General features: G+C 45.2%; 17 protein-coding genes and 1 pseudogene. 6 read left to right on the top strand and 12 right to left on the bottom strand.

Translation table 11 applies throughout. The features are described from left to right. The 3 genes from QTO00_RS03800 to phoB form a co-directional block, all read right to left on the bottom strand. The coding region (locus QTO00_RS03800; protein ID WP_331423061.1) for a PstS family phosphate ABC transporter substrate-binding protein at positions 1–790 on the bottom strand (790 nt) is incomplete at its 3' end. Then, positions 790–2,088: a phosphate regulon sensor histidine kinase PhoR gene (gene phoR, locus QTO00_RS03795; RefSeq protein WP_331423059.1), complete on the bottom strand. Its 1,299-nt coding sequence runs from the start codon at positions 2,086–2,088 to the stop codon at positions 790–792. The genes phoR and QTO00_RS03800, both read right to left, overlap by 1 nt. Positions 2,089–2,112: 24 nt before the next feature. Next, positions 2,113–2,802 (bottom strand): phosphate regulon transcriptional regulator PhoB, encoded by a 690-nt coding sequence (gene phoB / locus QTO00_RS03790; RefSeq protein ID WP_331423058.1) that lies wholly within the window; start codon positions 2,800–2,802, stop codon positions 2,113–2,115. A 208-nt stretch (positions 2,803–3,010) separates the two neighbouring features. Here phoB and rdgC point away from each other — a divergent pair, with 208 nt between their 5' ends. The 3 genes from rdgC to QTO00_RS03775 all read left to right on the top strand — a co-directional run bounded on the left by rdgC (position 3,011) and on the right by QTO00_RS03775 (position 5,954). After that, positions 3,011–3,925 (top strand): recombination-associated protein RdgC, encoded by a 915-nt coding sequence (gene rdgC / locus QTO00_RS03785; RefSeq protein ID WP_331423057.1) that lies wholly within the window; start codon positions 3,011–3,013, stop codon positions 3,923–3,925. 374 nt (positions 3,926–4,299) lie between these two features. Beyond that, on the top strand, positions 4,300–5,697 hold the full coding sequence (gene trhP / locus QTO00_RS03780; RefSeq protein WP_331423056.1) for a prephenate-dependent tRNA uridine(34) hydroxylase TrhP: 1,398 nt from the start codon (positions 4,300–4,302) through the stop codon (positions 5,695–5,697). Between the two features lie 2 nt (positions 5,698–5,699). After that, positions 5,700–5,954, top strand: coding sequence for a YfhL family 4Fe-4S dicluster ferredoxin (locus QTO00_RS03775; RefSeq protein WP_038206022.1), 255 nt, complete (start codon positions 5,700–5,702; stop codon positions 5,952–5,954). A 31-nt stretch (positions 5,955–5,985) separates the two neighbouring features. Here the strand turns inward: QTO00_RS03775 and mepA are convergent, their stop codons facing one another. The 8 genes from mepA to queA form a co-directional block, all read right to left on the bottom strand. Next, the gene (gene mepA, locus QTO00_RS03770) at positions 5,986–6,816 is read right to left on the bottom strand and encodes a penicillin-insensitive murein endopeptidase (RefSeq protein ID WP_331423054.1); all 831 of its coding nucleotides are present in this window, start codon (positions 6,814–6,816) and stop codon (positions 5,986–5,988) included. Positions 6,817–6,847: 31 nt separating this feature from the next. Next, positions 6,848–7,180, bottom strand: coding sequence for a DUF1904 domain-containing protein (locus tag QTO00_RS03765; protein ID WP_331423052.1), 333 nt, complete (start codon positions 7,178–7,180; stop codon positions 6,848–6,850). A 91-nt stretch (positions 7,181–7,271) separates the two neighbouring features. After that, positions 7,272–7,784 carry a hypothetical protein gene (locus tag QTO00_RS03760; RefSeq protein ID WP_331423051.1) on the bottom strand — a complete coding sequence of 171 codons (513 nt, stop codon included), beginning with the start codon at positions 7,782–7,784 and terminating at the stop codon, positions 7,272–7,274. Between the two features lie 61 nt (positions 7,785–7,845). Beyond that, positions 7,846–8,793: a protein translocase subunit SecF gene (secF, locus tag QTO00_RS03755; protein ID WP_331423050.1), complete on the bottom strand. Its 948-nt coding sequence runs from the start codon at positions 8,791–8,793 to the stop codon at positions 7,846–7,848. Between the two features lie 9 nt (positions 8,794–8,802). Then, positions 8,803–10,659: a protein translocase subunit SecD gene (secD, locus tag QTO00_RS03750; RefSeq protein WP_331423048.1), complete on the bottom strand. Its 1,857-nt coding sequence runs from the start codon at positions 10,657–10,659 to the stop codon at positions 8,803–8,805. 21 nt (positions 10,660–10,680) lie between these two features. Further along, a complete protein-coding gene (gene yajC, locus QTO00_RS03745; protein WP_331423047.1) occupies positions 10,681–11,007 on the bottom strand; it encodes a preprotein translocase subunit YajC in 327 nt (108 codons plus the stop codon). 172 nt (positions 11,008–11,179) lie between these two features. After that, positions 11,180–12,316, bottom strand: a complete 1,137-nt coding sequence (gene tgt, locus QTO00_RS03740) for a tRNA guanosine(34) transglycosylase Tgt (RefSeq protein WP_331423045.1) — start codon at positions 12,314–12,316, stop codon at positions 11,180–11,182. Positions 12,317–12,567: 251 nt separating this feature from the next. Further along, positions 12,568–13,629 carry a tRNA preQ1(34) S-adenosylmethionine ribosyltransferase-isomerase QueA gene (queA, locus tag QTO00_RS03735; RefSeq protein WP_331423044.1) on the bottom strand — a complete coding sequence of 354 codons (1,062 nt, stop codon included), beginning with the start codon at positions 13,627–13,629 and terminating at the stop codon, positions 12,568–12,570. Between the two features lie 326 nt (positions 13,630–13,955). Between queA and QTO00_RS03730 the strand changes: the two genes are divergently transcribed. Both QTO00_RS03730 and QTO00_RS03725 read left to right on the top strand, forming a co-directional pair. Beyond that, complete coding sequence (locus QTO00_RS03730; RefSeq protein WP_331423043.1) at positions 13,956–14,399, top strand: CBS domain-containing protein; 444 nt, start codon at positions 13,956–13,958, stop codon at positions 14,397–14,399. Between the two features lie 428 nt (positions 14,400–14,827). Further along, positions 14,828–16,003: a transporter substrate-binding domain-containing protein gene (locus QTO00_RS03725; protein WP_331423041.1), complete on the top strand. Its 1,176-nt coding sequence runs from the start codon at positions 14,828–14,830 to the stop codon at positions 16,001–16,003. A gap of 1,098 nt (positions 16,004–17,101) precedes the next feature. On the opposite strand, the pseudogene QTO00_RS03720 reads toward QTO00_RS03725, so the two are convergent. After that, positions 17,102–17,854: pseudogene (locus QTO00_RS03720) on the bottom strand (LysR substrate-binding domain-containing protein); the annotation flags it as partial. A 107-nt stretch (positions 17,855–17,961) separates the two neighbouring features. On the opposite strand from QTO00_RS03720, the gene QTO00_RS03715 reads away from it, so the two are divergent. Beyond that, complete coding sequence (locus tag QTO00_RS03715; RefSeq protein WP_038206052.1) at positions 17,962–18,570, top strand: peroxiredoxin; 609 nt, start codon at positions 17,962–17,964, stop codon at positions 18,568–18,570. Positions 18,571–18,895: the final 325 nt, after the last annotated feature.

The raw sequence follows: 18,895 nt of genomic DNA, 5'->3' as shown, positions 1-18,895 counted from the left end.
CATATAGGTAGCGTGATAGTGGGTACTTGCCTGATAAGATGTTCTCTTGGCTCGCTTGGATATAATCCTGACCATGTTTGGCAATCGGTAGCAACTTCACTCCCGACACTCGATAACCAACACCAGAATATCCAATGGTGTTAATCGCCGAGCTTACAGACTGAACCACAGACGCAGAGCCTGGCTGCTCATTGACGTTGTTTTTAAAATCCCCCCCACACAGCGCATTCTTTTTGAAATAGCCGTAAGTTCCAGATACCGAGTTTCGACCAAACATCTGCATGCCACGTTTTGCCCACTGGTAGTCTAAACCAAGCTCAGCCCAAGTACTGATATGCTCGGTAGAACCACAACGCAAGGTAGCGGAAAAAATGCTATCCAATTGATTGAAGTTGAGCCCTTTGATCGGGTTATCTCGATGAACAAAAATCCCAATCGCATCAATGGCTATTCTTAACTCGGTGGGTTTATAACCATGTGCCCGCTCAAACGCTTCAATCTCTCGATTACGCATCGGACGACTCATAGGGCCAAACTGTGCTGTACGTTCAGTCAACGCAGGCGGAGCCGTAGAAGACCCTGACGCTTGCACCTGACCGTTGACACTCGGATAGAGCTGCTGAAATTCCTCTACCCATAAGGTTGTCATCCCAGCCAAGGTGTCAGAGCCCACCGTCGTTAACGAACCGGAAAGGCCAGAGACTTTATCGTAGTCAGGAAGTTCTGCTGCTTGCAAAGCCGACGTTGATAAGCACAGCGCTAATGTGATTAATGAGACAACACCACGCATCAACTGACTACCAACCTTGGTGGTAGGATGAAAGAGAACTTACTACCGACGCCCACTTCACTGTGGATTTCCAAATGAGAATCATGGTGAGTCAACGCGTGTTTTACGATCGCTAATCCCAGCCCGCTGCCGCCAGTATCGCGCGAGCGCGCTTTATCAACACGATAGAATCGCTCTGTCAGTCTATGTAAGTGCTGCGGCTCAATACCATCACCACTATCTTCAACTTCCAGATGAGCACCTTGATGTGAACGATACCATTTAACATGGATATTCGCCCCCGGGGGAGTGTATTTAACCGCGTTATACACCAAGTTAGAAATAGCGCTACGCAATTGATCGTCATCGCCTAGAACGCGCAAATTACTATCAACATCAAACGAAAGCTTGTGTTCATTGTCGCCACTCAAACTCGCGGCCTCTTTGGCAAGTACATCTAACATCGCAGGAACATTGACCACTTCTTCTAGCTCATGCATAGGAGCGGCTTCAATCTTAGACAATGTCAGCAGTTGGTTGACCAAGCTATTCATACGCTGAAGCTGCTCGGTCATCACGCCATGCGCCTTCGGCCACATAGGGCCAACCACCATGTCCGGGTCCTCGGTCATTTCCAAATAACCTTGCAAAACCGTCATCGGCGTTCGTAACTCATGAGAAACGTTGGCGAAGAAATTACGACGCATACCCTCGAGCTGTTTAAGCTGAGACACATCACGAACCACCATCAAATGCTCACCTTCGGTATAAGGCACAATACGTAGCTCTAATAGACGCTCTACATTCAATGGCGAACGCATTTCTAGGGGCTCAGAAAAATCTTGTTTATTGAGGTACTTGATAAAATCTGGGCTGCGTAACAGGTTAGAGATCGGCTGGCCTGAATCGTCCGGCCATTTAAAACCGAGTAGGTGCTGAGCAAGCTTATTGCACCAAACGATATTGCCTTCACCTCTAAATACCACCACGGCATCAGGAAGCGATTCCGCACCGTTACGGAAGCGACGAATCAGGTTAGTGAGCTCTTTACGCTTTTTGCGTTGGCGCTGCTGCAAGCGGTAAATACCGTTAAATAGCGACTCCCAGTTGCCGCTGCCAGATGGCGGAGTAAGACGTTTCTCATCCCATAACCAAGCTGACAAACGCATTTGATTATGCAGGTGCCATACAAGCTGCAAAACCGTGGCCACTAACAGCAACCACGGCATATATCCAAAAATCCATCCTACAATCACCCAAGGGGTGTAGAAGAAGACCAACTCCCAAGTTAGCTTCTTCCATGTTAACCGTTCTACCACTTACCTCTCCGAATGGTATTGCTATTATGCTTTGGTCGAGAATCGATAACCCGCACCACGCACAGTCTGAATCAACTTGTCGTGACCTGCCGCTTCCAGCGCTTTACGCAGACGACGAATATGAACATCAACCGTGCGGTCTTCTACATATACGTTAGTGCCCCACACGTTATTCAGCAACTGCTCTCGGCTATAAACACGTTCTTGGTGAGTCATGAAGAAGTGCAGCATTTTGAACTCGGTTGGCCCCATATCCAAGGCATCGTCATTTGCTGTTACTCGGTGAGAGACAGGGTCTAATTTTAGTCCCTGAACATTAATTACGTCTTCCAAAGCCGTTGGCGTTACACGACGAATGACTGCCTTAAGGCGTGCAACTAACTCTTTCGGTGAGAATGGTTTAGTAATGTAATCATCTGCGCCAACTTCAAGGCCGCGTACTTTATCTTCTTCCTCACCACGCGCAGTTAACATCACAACAGGAATATTGCGCGTCAGTTCTTCACGTTTCATATGCTTGATAAAGTTAATGCCACTACCACCTGGTAACATCCAGTCGAGTAGCACTAGATCTGGGAAAGGTTCAGCCAACTTCGTTACCGCGCTATCATAATCCTCTGCTTCCACGACTTGGTAACCTTTCTGCTCGAGGACAAAGCACAACATTTCACGAATTGGTGCTTCATCTTCAACTACCAGAATCCTTCTAGACATAATCTAATAACCTTATTTGAGTTAAGTTATCTAGGGTAATCGACCCTTGTGCAACGTTAAGCATTATCACTAGCAATTATGACACTTTTGTGACCTTTGAAAACAAATTTTCATATAACTTTCATCCCACTATTGCGTGTTTGCAGTAAGACAAGCGAGATAAAAGTCTTTATGATTAGTCCCTCAAATAAAGTTACAGAGAAAGAATATGTGGTTTAAAAATTGTCTGGTTTATCGCTTTAATCGTGAAATCGAATTCAACGCTGACCAACTCGAAAAACAACTGGCTGAGTTTCGTTTTACTCCATGTGGCAGCCAAGATAAGCAAAAGTTTGGCTGGGTTACGGCGATGGGTAAACATGGTGACATGATGACTCACGTATCAGAGAACCGCATTCTAGTTTGTGCGAAAAAAGAAGAGAAAATGCTGCCTGTGTCAGTGATTAAAGAATCATTGAATGCCAAAGTTGAAGCGATGGAAGCAGAAGAAGGTCGTCCTCTGAAGAAGAAAGAGAAAGACAACCTTAAAGACGATATCGTGATGGACCTGTTACCTCGCGCATTTAGCCGCAGCAGCCACACATACGTACTGATTCTGCCAAAAGAGGGCTTCATCCTGGTTGATGCAAGCAGCTCGAAAAAAGCAGAAGATGTGCTAGCACTACTACGCAAAACAATGGGTAGCCTACCGGTTGTTCCTGCTATTCCAGAGAAACCTATCGAAACGACACTTACAGAGTGGGTGAAAACGGGCGAAACACCTGCAGGCATTCAAATGCTTGATGAAGCAGAGCTAAAGTCAGTACTAGAAGAAGGTGGTGTGATCCGTTGTAAGAAGCAAGAACTGACCGCAGACGAAATTCGTAGCCACATTGAAGCCGACAAACTCGTCACTAAACTGGCTGTTTGGTGGCAAGAGCGTATCGAGTTCATCTTAGCTGAAGATGGTAGCATCAAACGTCTTAAGTTCTCAGATGAGCTAAAAGATCAAAACGACGATATTCCACGCGAAGATCAGGCGGCTCGTTTTGATGCAGACTTCTCACTCATGTGTGGCGAGCTAAGCGCATTGTTACCAAATCTCTACGAATGCTTGGGCGGCCTACCTCACCCTAACGCTTAATTGAACCTAGAGTGAAATAGTACAGGCAGTGGTGGATTTCAAAGTCTGTTTGCCATGCAAGGCAAAGAGAAGCCTACAGGGAATTATTTACGGCGTCTTTGAAATTGGCTACTACCTCACAGCTCCGCACACGAGCAATATTTCTACGCAAAACACCTGTCGTACTAATCCATACATTTTCACTGAGCCCATCCTCTACACATAGAAAGTAAGTTTTGCTTAAGAAATACCGTTCTTATGCCGACACAAAACGCAATGAACATTTCTTGTTCAAACTCTTCTCTGGTCACAAGTCACATTTTAACGTAAAATTTGCGCCCCTATTCCATCAGGTGGAATAGCCCTGACTTGAGATCAGACTAAGAGAATAAAACATGACTGAGAAAGCATTCGTACCAGAGCTACTGTCACCGGCAGGTAGCCTTAAAAACATGCGTTACGCATTTGCCTACGGCGCAGACGCAGTATACGCGGGCCAGCCTCGTTACAGCCTTCGCGTACGTAACAACGAGTTCAACCACGAAAACCTAAAGATTGGTATCGACGAAGCTCATGCCCAAGGCAAAAAGCTTTACGTGGTCTGTAACATTCAACCGCACAATTCTAAGCTGAAAACCTTTATCCGCGACCTTAAACCGGTTGTTGAAATGGGCCCTGACGCACTGATCATGTCTGACCCTGGTCTAATCATGATGGTTCGCGAAGCGTTTCCTGAAATGCCAATTCACCTGTCTGTACAGGCGAACGCAGTCAACTGGGCAACGGTTAAGTTCTGGGCGGCAAATGGCGTGGAGCGTGTGATTGTTTCTCGTGAGCTTTCTCTAGAAGAGATCGAAGAGATCCGCGAGCACTGTCCTGAAACTGAACTCGAAGTATTCGTACATGGTGCGCTATGTATGGCTTACTCTGGCCGCTGCCTACTGTCTGGCTACATCAACAAGCGTGACCCTAACCAAGGCACATGTACTAACGCTTGCCGTTGGGAATACAAAGTTGAAGAAGGCAAAGAGAACGACACTGGCGACATCGTAGAGAAGTTCGACCCCGCACAAGCTCAAGCCGTTGAGGTTCAAGACGAGCGTCCTGAAACCACTATCGGTCGTGGCAAGCCTACTGACGAAGTGGTGCTACTTTCTGAAGCTCACCGCCCAGAAGAGAAAATGGCCGCTTATGAAGATGAGCACGGCACCTACATCATGAACTCTAAAGACCTACGCGCTGTTCAGCACGTTGAGCGTCTAACTAAGATGGGTGTTCACTCACTTAAGATTGAAGGCCGTACTAAGTCATTCTACTACTGTGCGCGTACTGCTCAGGTTTACCGTAAAGCCATCGATGATGCCGTTGCAGGTAAACCATTTGACGAGAACCTAATGGGTACGCTAGAGAGCCTTGCACACCGTGGTTACACTGAAGGTTTCCTACGTCGTCACACTCACGACGCTTACCAAAACTACGATTACGGTTACTCTGTTTCTGACGCTCAGCAGTTTGTCGGTGAATTCACAGGCAAACGTCGTGGCGATCTGGCTGAAGTAGAAGTGAAGAACAAATTCGTTGTGGGTGACAGCCTTGAGCTAATGACACCGAAAGGCAACGTCATCTTCACTCTAGAAGCGATGGAAAACCGTAAGTCAGAGAAAATTGAGGACGCAAAAGGAAACGGCCACTTTGTATTCATTCCAGTTCCTGAAGATATGGACCTAGAATACGGCCTGTTGATGCGTAACCTAAACTCAGGTCAGGATACCCGTAACCCGACAGGTAAATAAGCATGGCGTTACTGATCACGGATAAGTGCATCAACTGTGATATGTGCGACCCAGAATGCCCTAACGGTGCAATTACTATGGGTGACACTATCTTCGAGATCGATCCTGATCTCTGCACTGAGTGTAAAGGTCACTACGATAAGCCAACGTGTCAGTCCGTGTGCCCGATCACCAAGTGTATCATCACAGACCCAAACCACATTGAGACCGATGAAGAGCTACTCGAAAAGTTCGTCATCATTCAAGGTTTAGCCTAATTAGAAACGCCGCTCACTGAGCGGCGTTTTTTTAACTCGCATCCAACAACTGTTGGCACAGCTCAGGCATCACTTTGACTCGTTTCTTTTTCGGTTTACTTGAGGCTGCCTTAGGCGCTGCAGGTTTAGGTTGCGGCTTCCAACTTGCTAGCTCTGCGCCGCAGCCATCCCCTTGCGGAGGCTCGGCTTGCTCCTTACAGCCAATGCTCCCCTCAGGGCACTTCAAACGCACATGCATATGGTAATGATGTCCCCACCAAGGGCGAACTTTACGTAACCACTCTCGATCTTGCTGTTGCTCTGTCGTGCATAGCTTCTCTTTGATCACCGGATGGACAAATATTCTAGCAACCTGTTGTTCACTGGCAGCCATTTTAATTAACTCGAAATGGCGCTGGTCCCAATTATTTTTAAATAACTGATATTGTTCGATGTTGACCACACTCAAAGGAGTCGGTTTCTCAAGTTGCTGAGATGAGAGAGGTGAGTCAGCGAAGCGCAGCCAAATATCAATATCTAACCCGGTTTGATGGCTTGAGTGACCAGAAGAGAATCGTCCACCTTGCGGTAGGGATATATCACCGATCAACAAACTGGTATTGAGTTTCTGCTTGGACAACTCTGCCAGCGTCTCCACATAGCTGATCGCATTGGGATGAGCATAATAACGCGCGCGTTGGCTGCGTAGAACTTGATACCCCTCCCCCTCTAAGGGCAAGGCTGAACCACCAGCCAGACAACCATTCGCATAGCTACCAATTGCTTGCGGCGCTTGTTGTGAGGGTTTCTCTATTTGCTCCCACGGAGTTGCGTGAGCCCAAGAGACCACTGACAACATTAAGGATAAGATGATCTTCTTCATTGCTTCTCTCCTTATCCTAACTCGAAATCACTTAATAGTGTTCGCCGTTGTCATAATAACTACTCGCATCGAGCGCAGTAAAAATAACAGCCACATCAACATCTTCGCCGATAATGCCTCGCACTTGATGAGTAATGACTTTCGCCACCGTATCTTGGGTCTCTTGCCCTCGGTCAAACCAAAGCACTTCGACAAAAGGGTAGGCCGAACTGACTTCAGCCTCATGATAGAAAGTGGTATAAATGTACTCAAAGGTAAAATCTTCACGCGGGCAATCCATATATGGCTGCAGTTCATCGATAAGTGATTTCGACAAAGTCTGAACCGTTTGCGGCTCAACGGCTCTAAAGCGTAAATGTGGCATTGCTGGCTTCCCTTGGTTCTATCTCTACTCATCATAGCAAGATCTCAACTAAAATCTGCTCTGTTCAACGACATAAAACTCAATTAGAGATTTACCTCTCATCGACACTAAGCGGGGTAAAAGTAATCGTAACCAACTCGCCGTCACTGTGGACGAGCGCATCCCAATGCTTAGTTTGCCAATGCAAAGTTCGAGTCGTACTGAGTGAAAATCTATTGAGAAATAGAATCAGTGCCCTGTCCGCTTCTGCTGCTGAAGACTCTTCCACCTCAGAGGCAACATCAAATTTAACCCCTGCAATAGTAACATCCACTAAGCTGAATCCATCACGACGTAAGTTAAGCTGCAACTCGGAAAGTAGGTGAGACGAGTACTCCGCTAGCAATTGAATGGATAGTTTTTGCTCGATGAACCGCGCTTCAGCCATATAGCTATCACGATAGTAAAATAGCTCATTCGCGCACCAAACCTGTTCATCACATAGCGCCCAAGAAGATTGAAGCGATGCGATGAAATCGCGATTGGTGTCATTAGGCAGCACTAGAGTATTAGCTGCAAATACAGACCCTACCATGGCAAAGAACAGTACCATACAACGAATCATTTGCTCTTCCTTAAAACAATAAAGCCGCTGAATTTCAGCGGCTTTGATTAGAGCGAGTAGCTTAAGGCATCTCTTCGAACTCTGCACCCTCTTTTTCTACTTGAGGTGGCATGAGGTGTTCCTTGGTAATACCCAGTTTCAAGGCCAGTGCCGAAGCAACATAGATTGAAGAGTAAGTACCTACCGTAATACCAAGTAGAAGCGCTGTCGCGAAGCCATGAATCATAGCGCCGCCTTGTGTAAACAGCGCGATAACTACAAACAAGGTCGTACCCGAAGTAATCAAAGTACGGCTTAGTGTTTGTGTTATAGAGTTGTTCATGATCTCAGCAGGTTCGCCTTTACGCATCTTACGGAAGTTCTCACGAATACGGTCGAATACAACGATGGTATCGTTGAGCGAGTAACCCACAACCGTAAGCAGTGCTGCAACAATCGTTAGGTCAACTTCGATTTGCAGGAGCGAGAAAATACCTAGTGTGATGATAACGTCGTGTGTCAGTGCCATTACCGCACCCGCGGCAAGGCGCCACTCGAAACGTACCGAAACGTATAGCAAGATACAGATTAGAGACACAAGAATCGCTAAACCACCCGCTTCCGTTAGTTCGTCACCCACGTTAGGGCCAACGAACTCGATACGGCGCATTTCAACGCTTTCACCCGTGCCATCTTTGATCGCATTCAAGATCTGATTGCCTAGCGTTTCACTACCGACACCATCGCGAGGGCGAAGACGAACCATCACATCACGTGCACTACCAAAGTTCTGCACGGTAGCGTCGCCAAAGCCTTTCGCTTCTAGTGCACCACGGATATCTTCAAGGTTCGCAGGCTGCTCGAAACCCACTTCAATCAGCGTACCGCCAGTAAAATCTAGACCCCAGTTCAACCATTTGGTTGAAAGCGTAAAGATTGAGGCACCAATCATTAGTATTGAGAATACAAATGCCAGCTTCGACCAACGCATAAAGTCGATCGTTTTGTCTGTTTTCAATATCTGAAACATGTTACTTCCTTAGATCGACAATTTATTAATGCGCTTGCCGCCATATAGCAGGTTCACGATACAACGTGTACCCACAATGGCAGTGAACATAGAAGTCAGAATACCGATAGACAGCGTCACCGCGAAGCCTTTGATTGCACCCGTACCGACAGCAAATAGGATGATAGCGGTAATCAATGTCGTGATGTTTGCATCGGCAATAGTACTGAACGCATTAGCATAACCTTGATGGATAGCTTGTTGCGGATTTCGACCATCGCGCAGCTCTTCACGAATACGTTCAAAGATCAGTACGTTGGCATCCACCGCCATACCAACGGTCAATACAATACCTGCGATACCTGGTAATGTCATTGTCGCGCCCGGAATCATAGACATTACACCAATGATAAGCACGATGTTGGCGATGAGCGCGCAGTTGGCAAATATACCAAATTTACGGTAGTAGACTAAACAGAACAACATCACCGCAGCGAGACCAAAGATACACGCCTGGATACCCATATCGATGTTTTGCTGACCCATTGAAGGACCAATGGTACGCTCTTCTACGATAGAGATCGGCGCGATAAGTGCACCAGCACGAAGCAGTAGAGCTAGGTTGTGCGCTTCAGCAGCAGAGTCGATACCCGTAATACGGAAGTTACGACCAAGGGCCGATTGAATCGTCGCTTGGTTGATGACCTCTTCATGCTTAGAAAGAATCACTTTGCCTTCAGGGGTCTTACGGCCACTATCTTTGTACTCAGCAAACACGGTCGCCATTAGTTGACCGATGTTTTGGCGTGAGAACGCAGACATCTTGTTACCACCTTCGCTATCTAGCGAGATGTTCACTTGAGGGCGACCATATTCATCGACGCTTGAACTTGCATCAGTAATGCTTGAACCGCTTAGAATCACACGTTTCTTCAGGACAACAGGGCGACCGTCTCGGTCTTGCTTGATTTCACTACCTGCAGGAGCACGACCGCTCGCCGCTGCTGCTAAATCAGCTTTAGAATCAACTTCGCGGAACTCTAACGTCGCAGTCGCACCGAGAATTTCTTTCGCACGGGCCGTGTCTTGAACACCCGGAAGCTCAACAACAATGCGGCTAGCGCCTTGACGTTGAACCAGTGGCTCAGCAACACCCAGTTCATTAACTCGGTTACGTAGAATCGTAATGTTCTGCTCTACCGCGTAGTTACGAATTTCAGTTAAGCGCTGTTCAGTAAATGTAGCGACTAGAGCAAAACGACCATTCGACGTCGATTCAGTGAAAATCATATCTGGGTGATTTTGCTTAAGTAGGCGCTCCGCATCGGCAAGTTGTTCTTCATTACGAAGTAGCACTTCAACCGCCTCTTTACCCGATGGACGGATTGAACGGTAGCGGATCTTCTCTTCACGAAGTTCGCTGCGGAACGCTTCTTCTTGCTGACCGACCAGCTTCTCCATCGCTGCGTCCATGTCCACTTCCATTAGGAAATGCACACCACCACGCAGGTCAAGACCAAGCTTCATTGGCGCCGCACCAATAGACTCAAGCCAATCTGGTGTTGCAGGAGCAAGGTTCAGAGCAACAATTTTGTCTTTGCCGAGAGCTTCGTTGATAACATCACGAGCACTGATTTGAGTATCAGTATCGTTGAAGCGTACTAGAATTGATCCATTTTCTAGAGCAATGGATTTATGAGATAAGCCCTGTTTATCAAGAGCATTGGTGACAGAATCCAGCGTTGACATATCTACAGAGGCGCCACGCGCCCCTGTAACTTGAATAGCCGGATCTTCACCGTAGATATTTGGAAGTGCATACAATGCAGCAACGGCGATGGTGAACACCACCATTAGGTACTTCCACAAAGGATAGCGGTTTAACACAGCGAGGATCCTCTAGCTGTTTTATAGTGACTTAAGCGTACCTTTTGGTAGCACTGCAGTAACGAAATCTTTCTTGATCAAAACTTCGTTATTTGTGTTTAGCTCGATAGAGATGTAGTCGTTGTCTTCTGCGATTTTAGTGATTTTACCCACAAGGCCACCGCTAGTTAGAACTTCATCACCTTTACCCATGGAAGCCATTAGGTTTTTGTGCTCTTTTACGCGCTTAGATTGTGGACGGTAGATCATGAAGTAGAAAATGACCGCAAACATACCTAGCATGATTAGCATTTCAAAACCGCCGCCAGCTGGGCCTTCTGCTGCTGCGTGAGCTTGAGAAATAAACATTAAAAAAGTCCTCTATTATCTTTAATTAATATCCAAGTTGGGCATTCGCATTTTAGTTTCAAGTCCGAGAGTGACCAATAGAGATCGCTCTCTCAAAAAAAGCCTGCGATTGCCTACTTTATTAGCAAAAGCCTCTGGCATACGGCCAAAGGCTTTAATTCTTTAAAGTCGATTACAGCTCTTTCGCTAGTGGCGGTACTTCACGGCCACGACGCTCATAGAACTCTTGCACGAACTCGTCAAAACGATCTTCATCAATCGCGTTACGGATGCTTTCCATCAAGCGCTGGTAGTAACGTAGGTTGTGAATCGTATTTAGACGCGCACCTAAGATTTCGTTACAACGCTCTAGGTGGTGAAGGTACGACTTAGAGTAGTTCTGACAAGTGTAACAGTCACAGTGCGGATCTAGCGCAGTTGTATCTGTTTTGTGTTTCGCATTACGGATCTTGATCACACCGCCAGTCACAAATAGGTGACCATTACGCGCATTACGCGTTGGCATTACACAGTCAAACATGTCGATACCTCGGCGAACACCTTCAACTAGGTCTTCTGGTTTACCTACTCCCATTAGGTAGCGAGGCTTGTCTTCAGGTAGTTGCGGACATGTATGCTCAAGAATACGATGCATATCTTCTTTCGGCTCACCTACTGCTAGGCCACCGACTGCATAACCGTCAAAACCGATATCAGTCAGACCTTTCACCGATACATCGCGCAGATCTTCGTAAACACCACCTTGAACAATACCAAATAGGTTGTTCGGGTTATCTAGCTTATCAAAGTGATCACGTGAACGCTGTGCCCAACGTAGCGACATCTCCATCGACTTCTTCGCTTCGTCGTGAGTGGCTGGGTATGGCGTACACTCGTCGAAGATCATAACGATGTCTGAACCAAGGTCTTTCTGAATTTCCATCGACTTTTCCGCGTCCATGAAAATCTTGTCACCGTTCACAGGGTTACGGAAATGCACCCCTTGCTCTGTGATGGTACGCATCTTACCTAGGCTGAATACTTGGAAACCGCCTGAATCAGTAAGGATCGGACCTTGCCAGTTCATAAAATCGTGCAGATCACCGTGCATTTTCATCACTTCCTGGCCTGGGCGTAGCCATAGGTGGAAAGTGTTACCGAGAAGAATTTCAGCACCCGTGCCTTTTACTTCTTCTGGTGTCATACCTTTAACAGTACCGTAGGTACCTACTGGCATGAATGCCGGTGTTTGAACTGTGCCACGTTCGAAGGTCACTTGACCACGACGTGCAACACCGTCTTTTTTCTTAAGATCGAATTTTAACTTCACGAAGCCTCCGGTTGTCAGAGAAACAGTCTGACATTAAGTTCAGGGCAAAACAGTCATCATTTTGCCATCTACCCTAATTCGTTAGGGTATATAAGGAGTGGTCGCCTTCCATGCGAGATGCAGAATAACCGATTACCCTGCTTCCTAGCGTTCTGCTAGCACTCGTAAATTGTTTAAGTCTCTAGTCTCTAGTCTCTAGTCTCTAGTCTCTAGTCTCTAGTCTCTAGTCTCTAGATTTCAGTTTCGAGCGACTAGGAACTCGTAGCTAGTTTCTTTTTTATAAACATCGAATCACCATACGAGAAGAAGCGGTACTTATTCTCTACAGCGTGCTTATACGCGTTCATCGTATTTTCATAACCTGCGAATGCACTCACTAACATAATTAGCGTCGATTCTGGCAGGTGGAAATTAGTGATTAAGCAATCCACTAACTGATATTCATAACCTGGGTAGATAAAAATCTCTGTATCACCAAAAAATGGCGCAAGCTCTGTGCCCTTCTTCAACGCATCTTGAGCGGCACTTTCTAGCGAACGTACTGAAGTCGTACCTACCGCAATAATTCTTCCGCCACGCGCTTTGGCTGCGTTAATTGCGTCGACCACTTCTTGGGGCACTTCCACATACTCTGCGTGCATGTGGTGATCGTTAATGTTATCGACTTTAACCGGTTGGAAGGTGCCAGCACCGACGTGCAAAGTCACGTAAGCAAACTCTGCCCCTTTGGCTTTAATTTTCTCAAGCAAAGGTTCATCAAAGTGCAGACCTGCCGTTGGCGCAGCAACCGCACCTGGCTTTTTGTTATAAACCGTTTGGTAACGCTCTTTATCTGAATCTTCGTCTGGGCGGTCAATATAAGGAGGAAGTGGCATGTGGCCGATCTCTTCCAGTACCGTAAGCACGTTGTGCTCAGAGTTGAACTTCAGCTCGAACAGCGCATCATGACGTGCAACCATTTCAGCTGAATACTCGTCGTTTTCACCAATAAAAATCGTTGACCCCGGTTTTGGCGATTTAGAGCAACGAACATGGGCAAGAATACTCTTCTCATCCAGTACACGCTCAACAAGTACCTCTAGCTTACCGCCCGACTCTTTACGTCCAAACATACGCGCAGGAATAACGCGAGTGTTGTTGAACACGACTAGGTCACCCGGCTCAACTTGTTCAAGCACATCGGTAAAATTTCCATCCTTGAGTTCTCCGCTGTTGCCGTCTAACTGAAGCAGACGACTCGCAGTACGTTCAGGTTGAGGGTAACGAGCAATAAGCTCATCGGGCAATTCGAAATGGAAATCTGATACTTGCATGTTACTAATCTTTTGTCGTGGTTACTTATGTCGTGATGGAAGCCGAACTGATTCTGTCACAAACAGACGACGAGTTTTTTCGCAGCCGACTAGTATATTCTGCATGGGAGCAATAGCAAGAAAAGAGATGTGAATTATTGTAATCAAATCGAACTTTTGCTTAGTGCCACGCTCAGTTTTAACGTCATGCTGGTGAGTTTCGTTACACGGCTCATATTTCGCTGCTAGTTTTGAAAAAATCGCGATAAAAACCCAACCAGCTCTCAATATCCAGTTGCAAAACTTACTATATTTAAAAGGTACATCTAATAGCTCAGGAGGCCGCCATGATAAAGGTCGAAGACATGATGACGCGTAACCCGCACACCTTGTTACGCTCACATAACCTTGCCGATGCCAAACACACCATGGAAGCACTAGATATTCGTCACGTGCCGATTGTCGACGCAAACAAACATTTGCTTGGTGTTGTTTCTCACCGTGATGTGTTGGCCGCGCAAGAATCAAGCTTACAGCAAATTCCGGAAAATCAATCGTTCACATTGAACACGCCTTTGTATGAAGTCATGCAAACAGGTGTGATGACCGTATCTCCTCAAGCAGGGCTAAAAGAGAGCGCGATTTATATGCAAAAGCATAAAGTTGGCTGTTTACCTGTGGTTGAAAAAGGCCATTTAGTGGGGATCATCACCGACAGCGATTTCGTATCCATCGCGATTAACCTGCTTGAACTACAAGAAGAGATTGAACCGGAAGAAACAGAGTTGTAGTTTGACCACTACCAACCCAATTTAAGAAATAAAATCTCGTGCTTAACGACACGACTAGACAAAAAGTGCCTATCGCCTTGGAGGCACTTTTTATAGACATTGCTAAATTGCTCACTTGATAAGCACCAACAGTGCAACCCCACTATATTGCTTATAGCTCATTGACTCTTTTATTAGTAGCACTTCATGCTCCTTGACCTTCTAATCACCTTCGCCATTGAGGCCTCCCGCATCAATGGCGGAATGCTGTATTTCACGTCTGGTCTTTGGTTTAAATGAAACCTCATCTTGATAAACGTCATTTAGTCAACTAGCTTCTATTAGGTATTGGTTTTTTACCTTTAACCTTTACAGAGCGGCCAAACTCCTTGAATATCCAAATCTTTATGACTTTGATTCTAGACTACAAACAGCCGAGGAACGTTAACATGCCGCGTTTGCTGACCATATGGTTGATCGTGATGTTATCTTGGGTAAAGGTATGGGCAAAGCCTGTGGAGCTCTATACCGAAGTATCGAGGCCTTATCAAAGTGTAGATGATGGCGAGCTGAATGGCACCGTGGTCGATACAGTAAGATGCATTTTAGAAAATATGAACATGGGTTACCGCATCAAGCTTTCACCATGGAAGCGCGCCAGTCAATCATTGAAAATGGGTAGTGTGGATGGATTTTTCTCCTCTACTTACAACCAAGTGCTGTCTAATAGTGCAACTTTGACTTATCCTCTGGTATTGGAAAAATGGTATTGGCTCTATACAGGTGATACGCCAAATTTTGACATGCTAGGAGTTGTACATGGTAGTACACAAGATGCTTGGTTATCAGGGCAGGCTAGCTTTGATATCATCGTTCGAGCCAATGATGCAGCACACTTAATCAATCTTTTGCTGAAAGGGCGAATTGAGGTGATGGCGCTCGATATTAATAGCTTTAACAGTGAAATTGCTTCGGGACTTTATGCTAAGGAGCGAGTCTCACAGATCAACGCGAAGTTTTTGAAGTACTCAGCTTTGGGTGTGTATTTCAACAATGAATTTGTGAGCGAAAATACAGGCTTTTTGGATAGGTTTAACAGTTACATTCCAGCTTGCTCAAGCGTGTCCTATTCGCTCGATAAAAAAGAACAACTAGCGCTTGACCAATTCGCTAGACAAAAACTTGTACCACTCTCGAACAATGGTCTGGTGCACCAAGCCTTAAAAGACGGCAATCAAAATGAGCACAACCATAAAAACAACAGCTTTAACATGCTGATGAGTAACGAATTATCCCAACATCTGATTGACATTCAGCAACAGAGCCAAGGCATTATTTCAGAGATAATGATTTTTGATGCTAGCGGGTACAATGTAGCGCAAAGCGTTGAAACTTCAGACGTCTGGCAAGGAGATGAAGCTAAATATTTAAAGCTACTAACTGGAATTAATATTTTTATTGATGACATTCAATACGACCCGTCGACCAATCTATTTCAATCGCAAATTAGTATCCCGATACGAGAATATCAAACTGGACGCTTTATTGGCGGCATGACGGTTGGAGTAAACTTGGAGCAATTTTTCCAGCACGACATATCATTAATGGATGAAAATGTGTTTTGAAGAGAGTTTGATCAGCGGCATAAACTATGTAAATGGGATTTACGCTGGGTTCTACGATTAAGATTCAGTCTATTTATAGACGACAGAAAGACCTGCTCAGCTTCTTCAAACTTTGATAAAAAAAAAGCGGCCAAAACCGCTCAAACATGTCAAAGCATTTGCTCAACAGAATACCAATTTCTAATGCTTAGCGAGTTAAAGCCTGCATTTTTAACTCGCTAACATCAGACTACTGGCTAGGGATTAAATCCTAGTTATCAGGGGCTGTGGGCCCCGGTTTTGATTTCCTTGTTACACATACCATAGAGATGAAAAAAGTTTGGGCTTCAACAGGGAAAATCGCCCAATGTGGTGGTGAAAGGGTACCCATCACATTAAGCATGCCTTTGGTGAGTAGGGGCGCTCACGCTTCTACTGTTGTCTTTTCTCTAATAGGTAAGCTTCCAAGCTTATTTCTTCCTTAACTATCCAGTGAAGAGTTCAAACACATCTCTGTGTGCCTCTGATTTACTTTTTCACTCAAGTATCGCTCAATTACATTTGTAACTATCAAACAACAATCAAACATTAATTTTGACTCTTACTGACTGAGCTTATTGTTTTGTCGAGTGTTAGATTGACTGACCAGAAATGACTTTTCAATCTAGACATAAGTCTTATCAGGTCTTTAATTAAGGTACACCAAACAAGATTAGAGTAAAAGCACCAAAGTAAACAAAACGTTAAATTCAAAGTTTTATTCGGTTGGGCAAAAACTATTGACCACGATCACTAAAATGTAGCCAGTTACGTAATTTAGTTACACCACTCAATAAGCGACAATTTCGTTTTAAACAAGCGTTTAACTCTAGATAACAAAGTGCAAACCCGACTATATGTAGAGTTCATGGAGATATGCAACAAAGAGATCAAACAGCGCTTACGGAGCGAGCTGTAAAATTGATGCTGTGAAATTTCATAATTTAATGAAAGCTTCACCAAGAATTCTTTGTAAAATTTTACAAGTTAAAGTTCACCAGCAGTATAAAATGCTAAAAAGCACACTAAAAATAGTGTGCTTTTTGAGAGAAGTGCGCTTGTAACGACTAATACTTATCGCTAAAGCAGTTCGGACACCACATCCGCCAATTGATTAAATGTATTCACTCGAGACGAACTTGGACGCCAAACTAAACCAATGTGACGATGAGCCTGTTGCCCTGGTGCATCCACCACGACAAGATTTTGGTTCTCAATCAAACCATGATCAATCGCCATTTGTGGAATAAAGGTCGTTCCCATGCCGTTAGCCACCATTTGAACTAAGGTGTGAAGACTAGTGGCTGAGAATGGGTTGATCTTCTCTTTCGCTGTCAATTGGCAAGCCGAAACCGCATGTTCAGTCAAACAGTGTTCTTTCTCTAACAGGAAGACAAACTCATCAGGAAGATCTGCGTATTTGATCGGCGTTTGAATAGAGGCAGCTTGGTTTTGGCTAATGATCATTCTGAACGGGTCATTACCAACAATTCGGCTATCCATATCATCAATTTCCACTGGCAAGGCAAGAATCAGTACATCCAACTCACCATGGCGCAATGCTTCTAATAAGTTAGCCGTGGTGTCTTCTCTTAATAGCAAGTTCAGTTGAGGGAAACGGTGGTTGACTTCTTGAACTAAGCTGCACAGCAGAAATGGCGCAATGGTAGGAATACATCCAACACGAAGTTGCCCTTCCATATCATCACCTTGGCATAAAAGCCCAAGCTCAACTAAATCCTGCCCTTTAGCAAGTAACTCTCGCCCCTGCTCTACCACTAGTTCCCCCGCGTGGGTAAAGACCAAAGGACTCTTCTTATCTTTCTTCTCGTATTTTTACATACTACAATGTGTACTATAGTTTGTCGCGTACAAACACGGACCAAACCAAAAATTCATAGCTTGGTTTGGAACTAACCATATATTTTAGGAGCAAAAAAATGGTACTAGTTGGTCGTCAAGCCCCAGATTTTACTGCTGCAGCTGTTCTAGGTAACGGTGAGATCGTTGAGAACTTCAATTTTGCAGAGTTTACTAAAGGTAAGAAAGCGGTTGTTTTCTTCTACCCACTAGACTTCACTTTCGTTTGCCCATCTGAGCTAATCGCTTTTGATAACCGTCTAGCTGACTTCCAAGCTAAAGGCGCAGAAGTAATCGGTATCTCAATCGATTCTCAGTTCTCTCACAACGCATGGCGTAACACTGCTATCGAAGATGGCGGTATCGGTCAAGTTAAGTACCCACTAGTTGCAGACGTTAAGCACGAAATTTGTAAAGCGTACGACGTTGAGCATCCAGAAGCAGGCGTTGCTTTCCGTGGTTCTTTCCTAATCGACGAAGACGGCGTTGTACGTCACCAAGTAGTTAACGACCTACCACTAGGCCGTAACATCGACGAAATGCTACGCATGGTTGACGCTCTAAACTTCCACCAGAAGAACGGTGAAGTATGTCCTGCACAGTGGGAAGAAGGTAAAGCAGGTATGGACGCATCTCCAAAAGGTGTTGCAGCGTTCCTATCTGAGCACGCAGAAGACCTAAGCAAGTAATCTCTTGCTTAACATGCCCATGCTCACGGGTATGAACGGTTGGTAATATAAAGCTATATAAACAGTAAAAGCGCAAAAAGCGCTACGCCAATCAGTTATAAGTAAAGTCTTAATCCAGAGCCCGAAGCACCTGCTTCGGGCTCTTTTTATCTGCAAAATACACGGAATTAGTTGGCCTCTAACAATATAGACAGAAAGACAACATATCTCTAAAGAGACAAAAAATATCGGCTTACAGACTTTATCTATATAAGCTCTTTAAAGTCTACCTACCTCTCTTTATGATGACTCTAACTTAATTTGCAAGAGCAACGACGCTCGATAC

The sequence above is a fragment of the Vibrio sp. M260118 genome (genome assembly GCF_036533755.1).
Taxonomy (GTDB): Bacteria; Pseudomonadota; Gammaproteobacteria; order Enterobacterales; family Vibrionaceae; genus Vibrio.
This window is presented reverse-complemented; position numbering and strand designations above follow the sequence as displayed.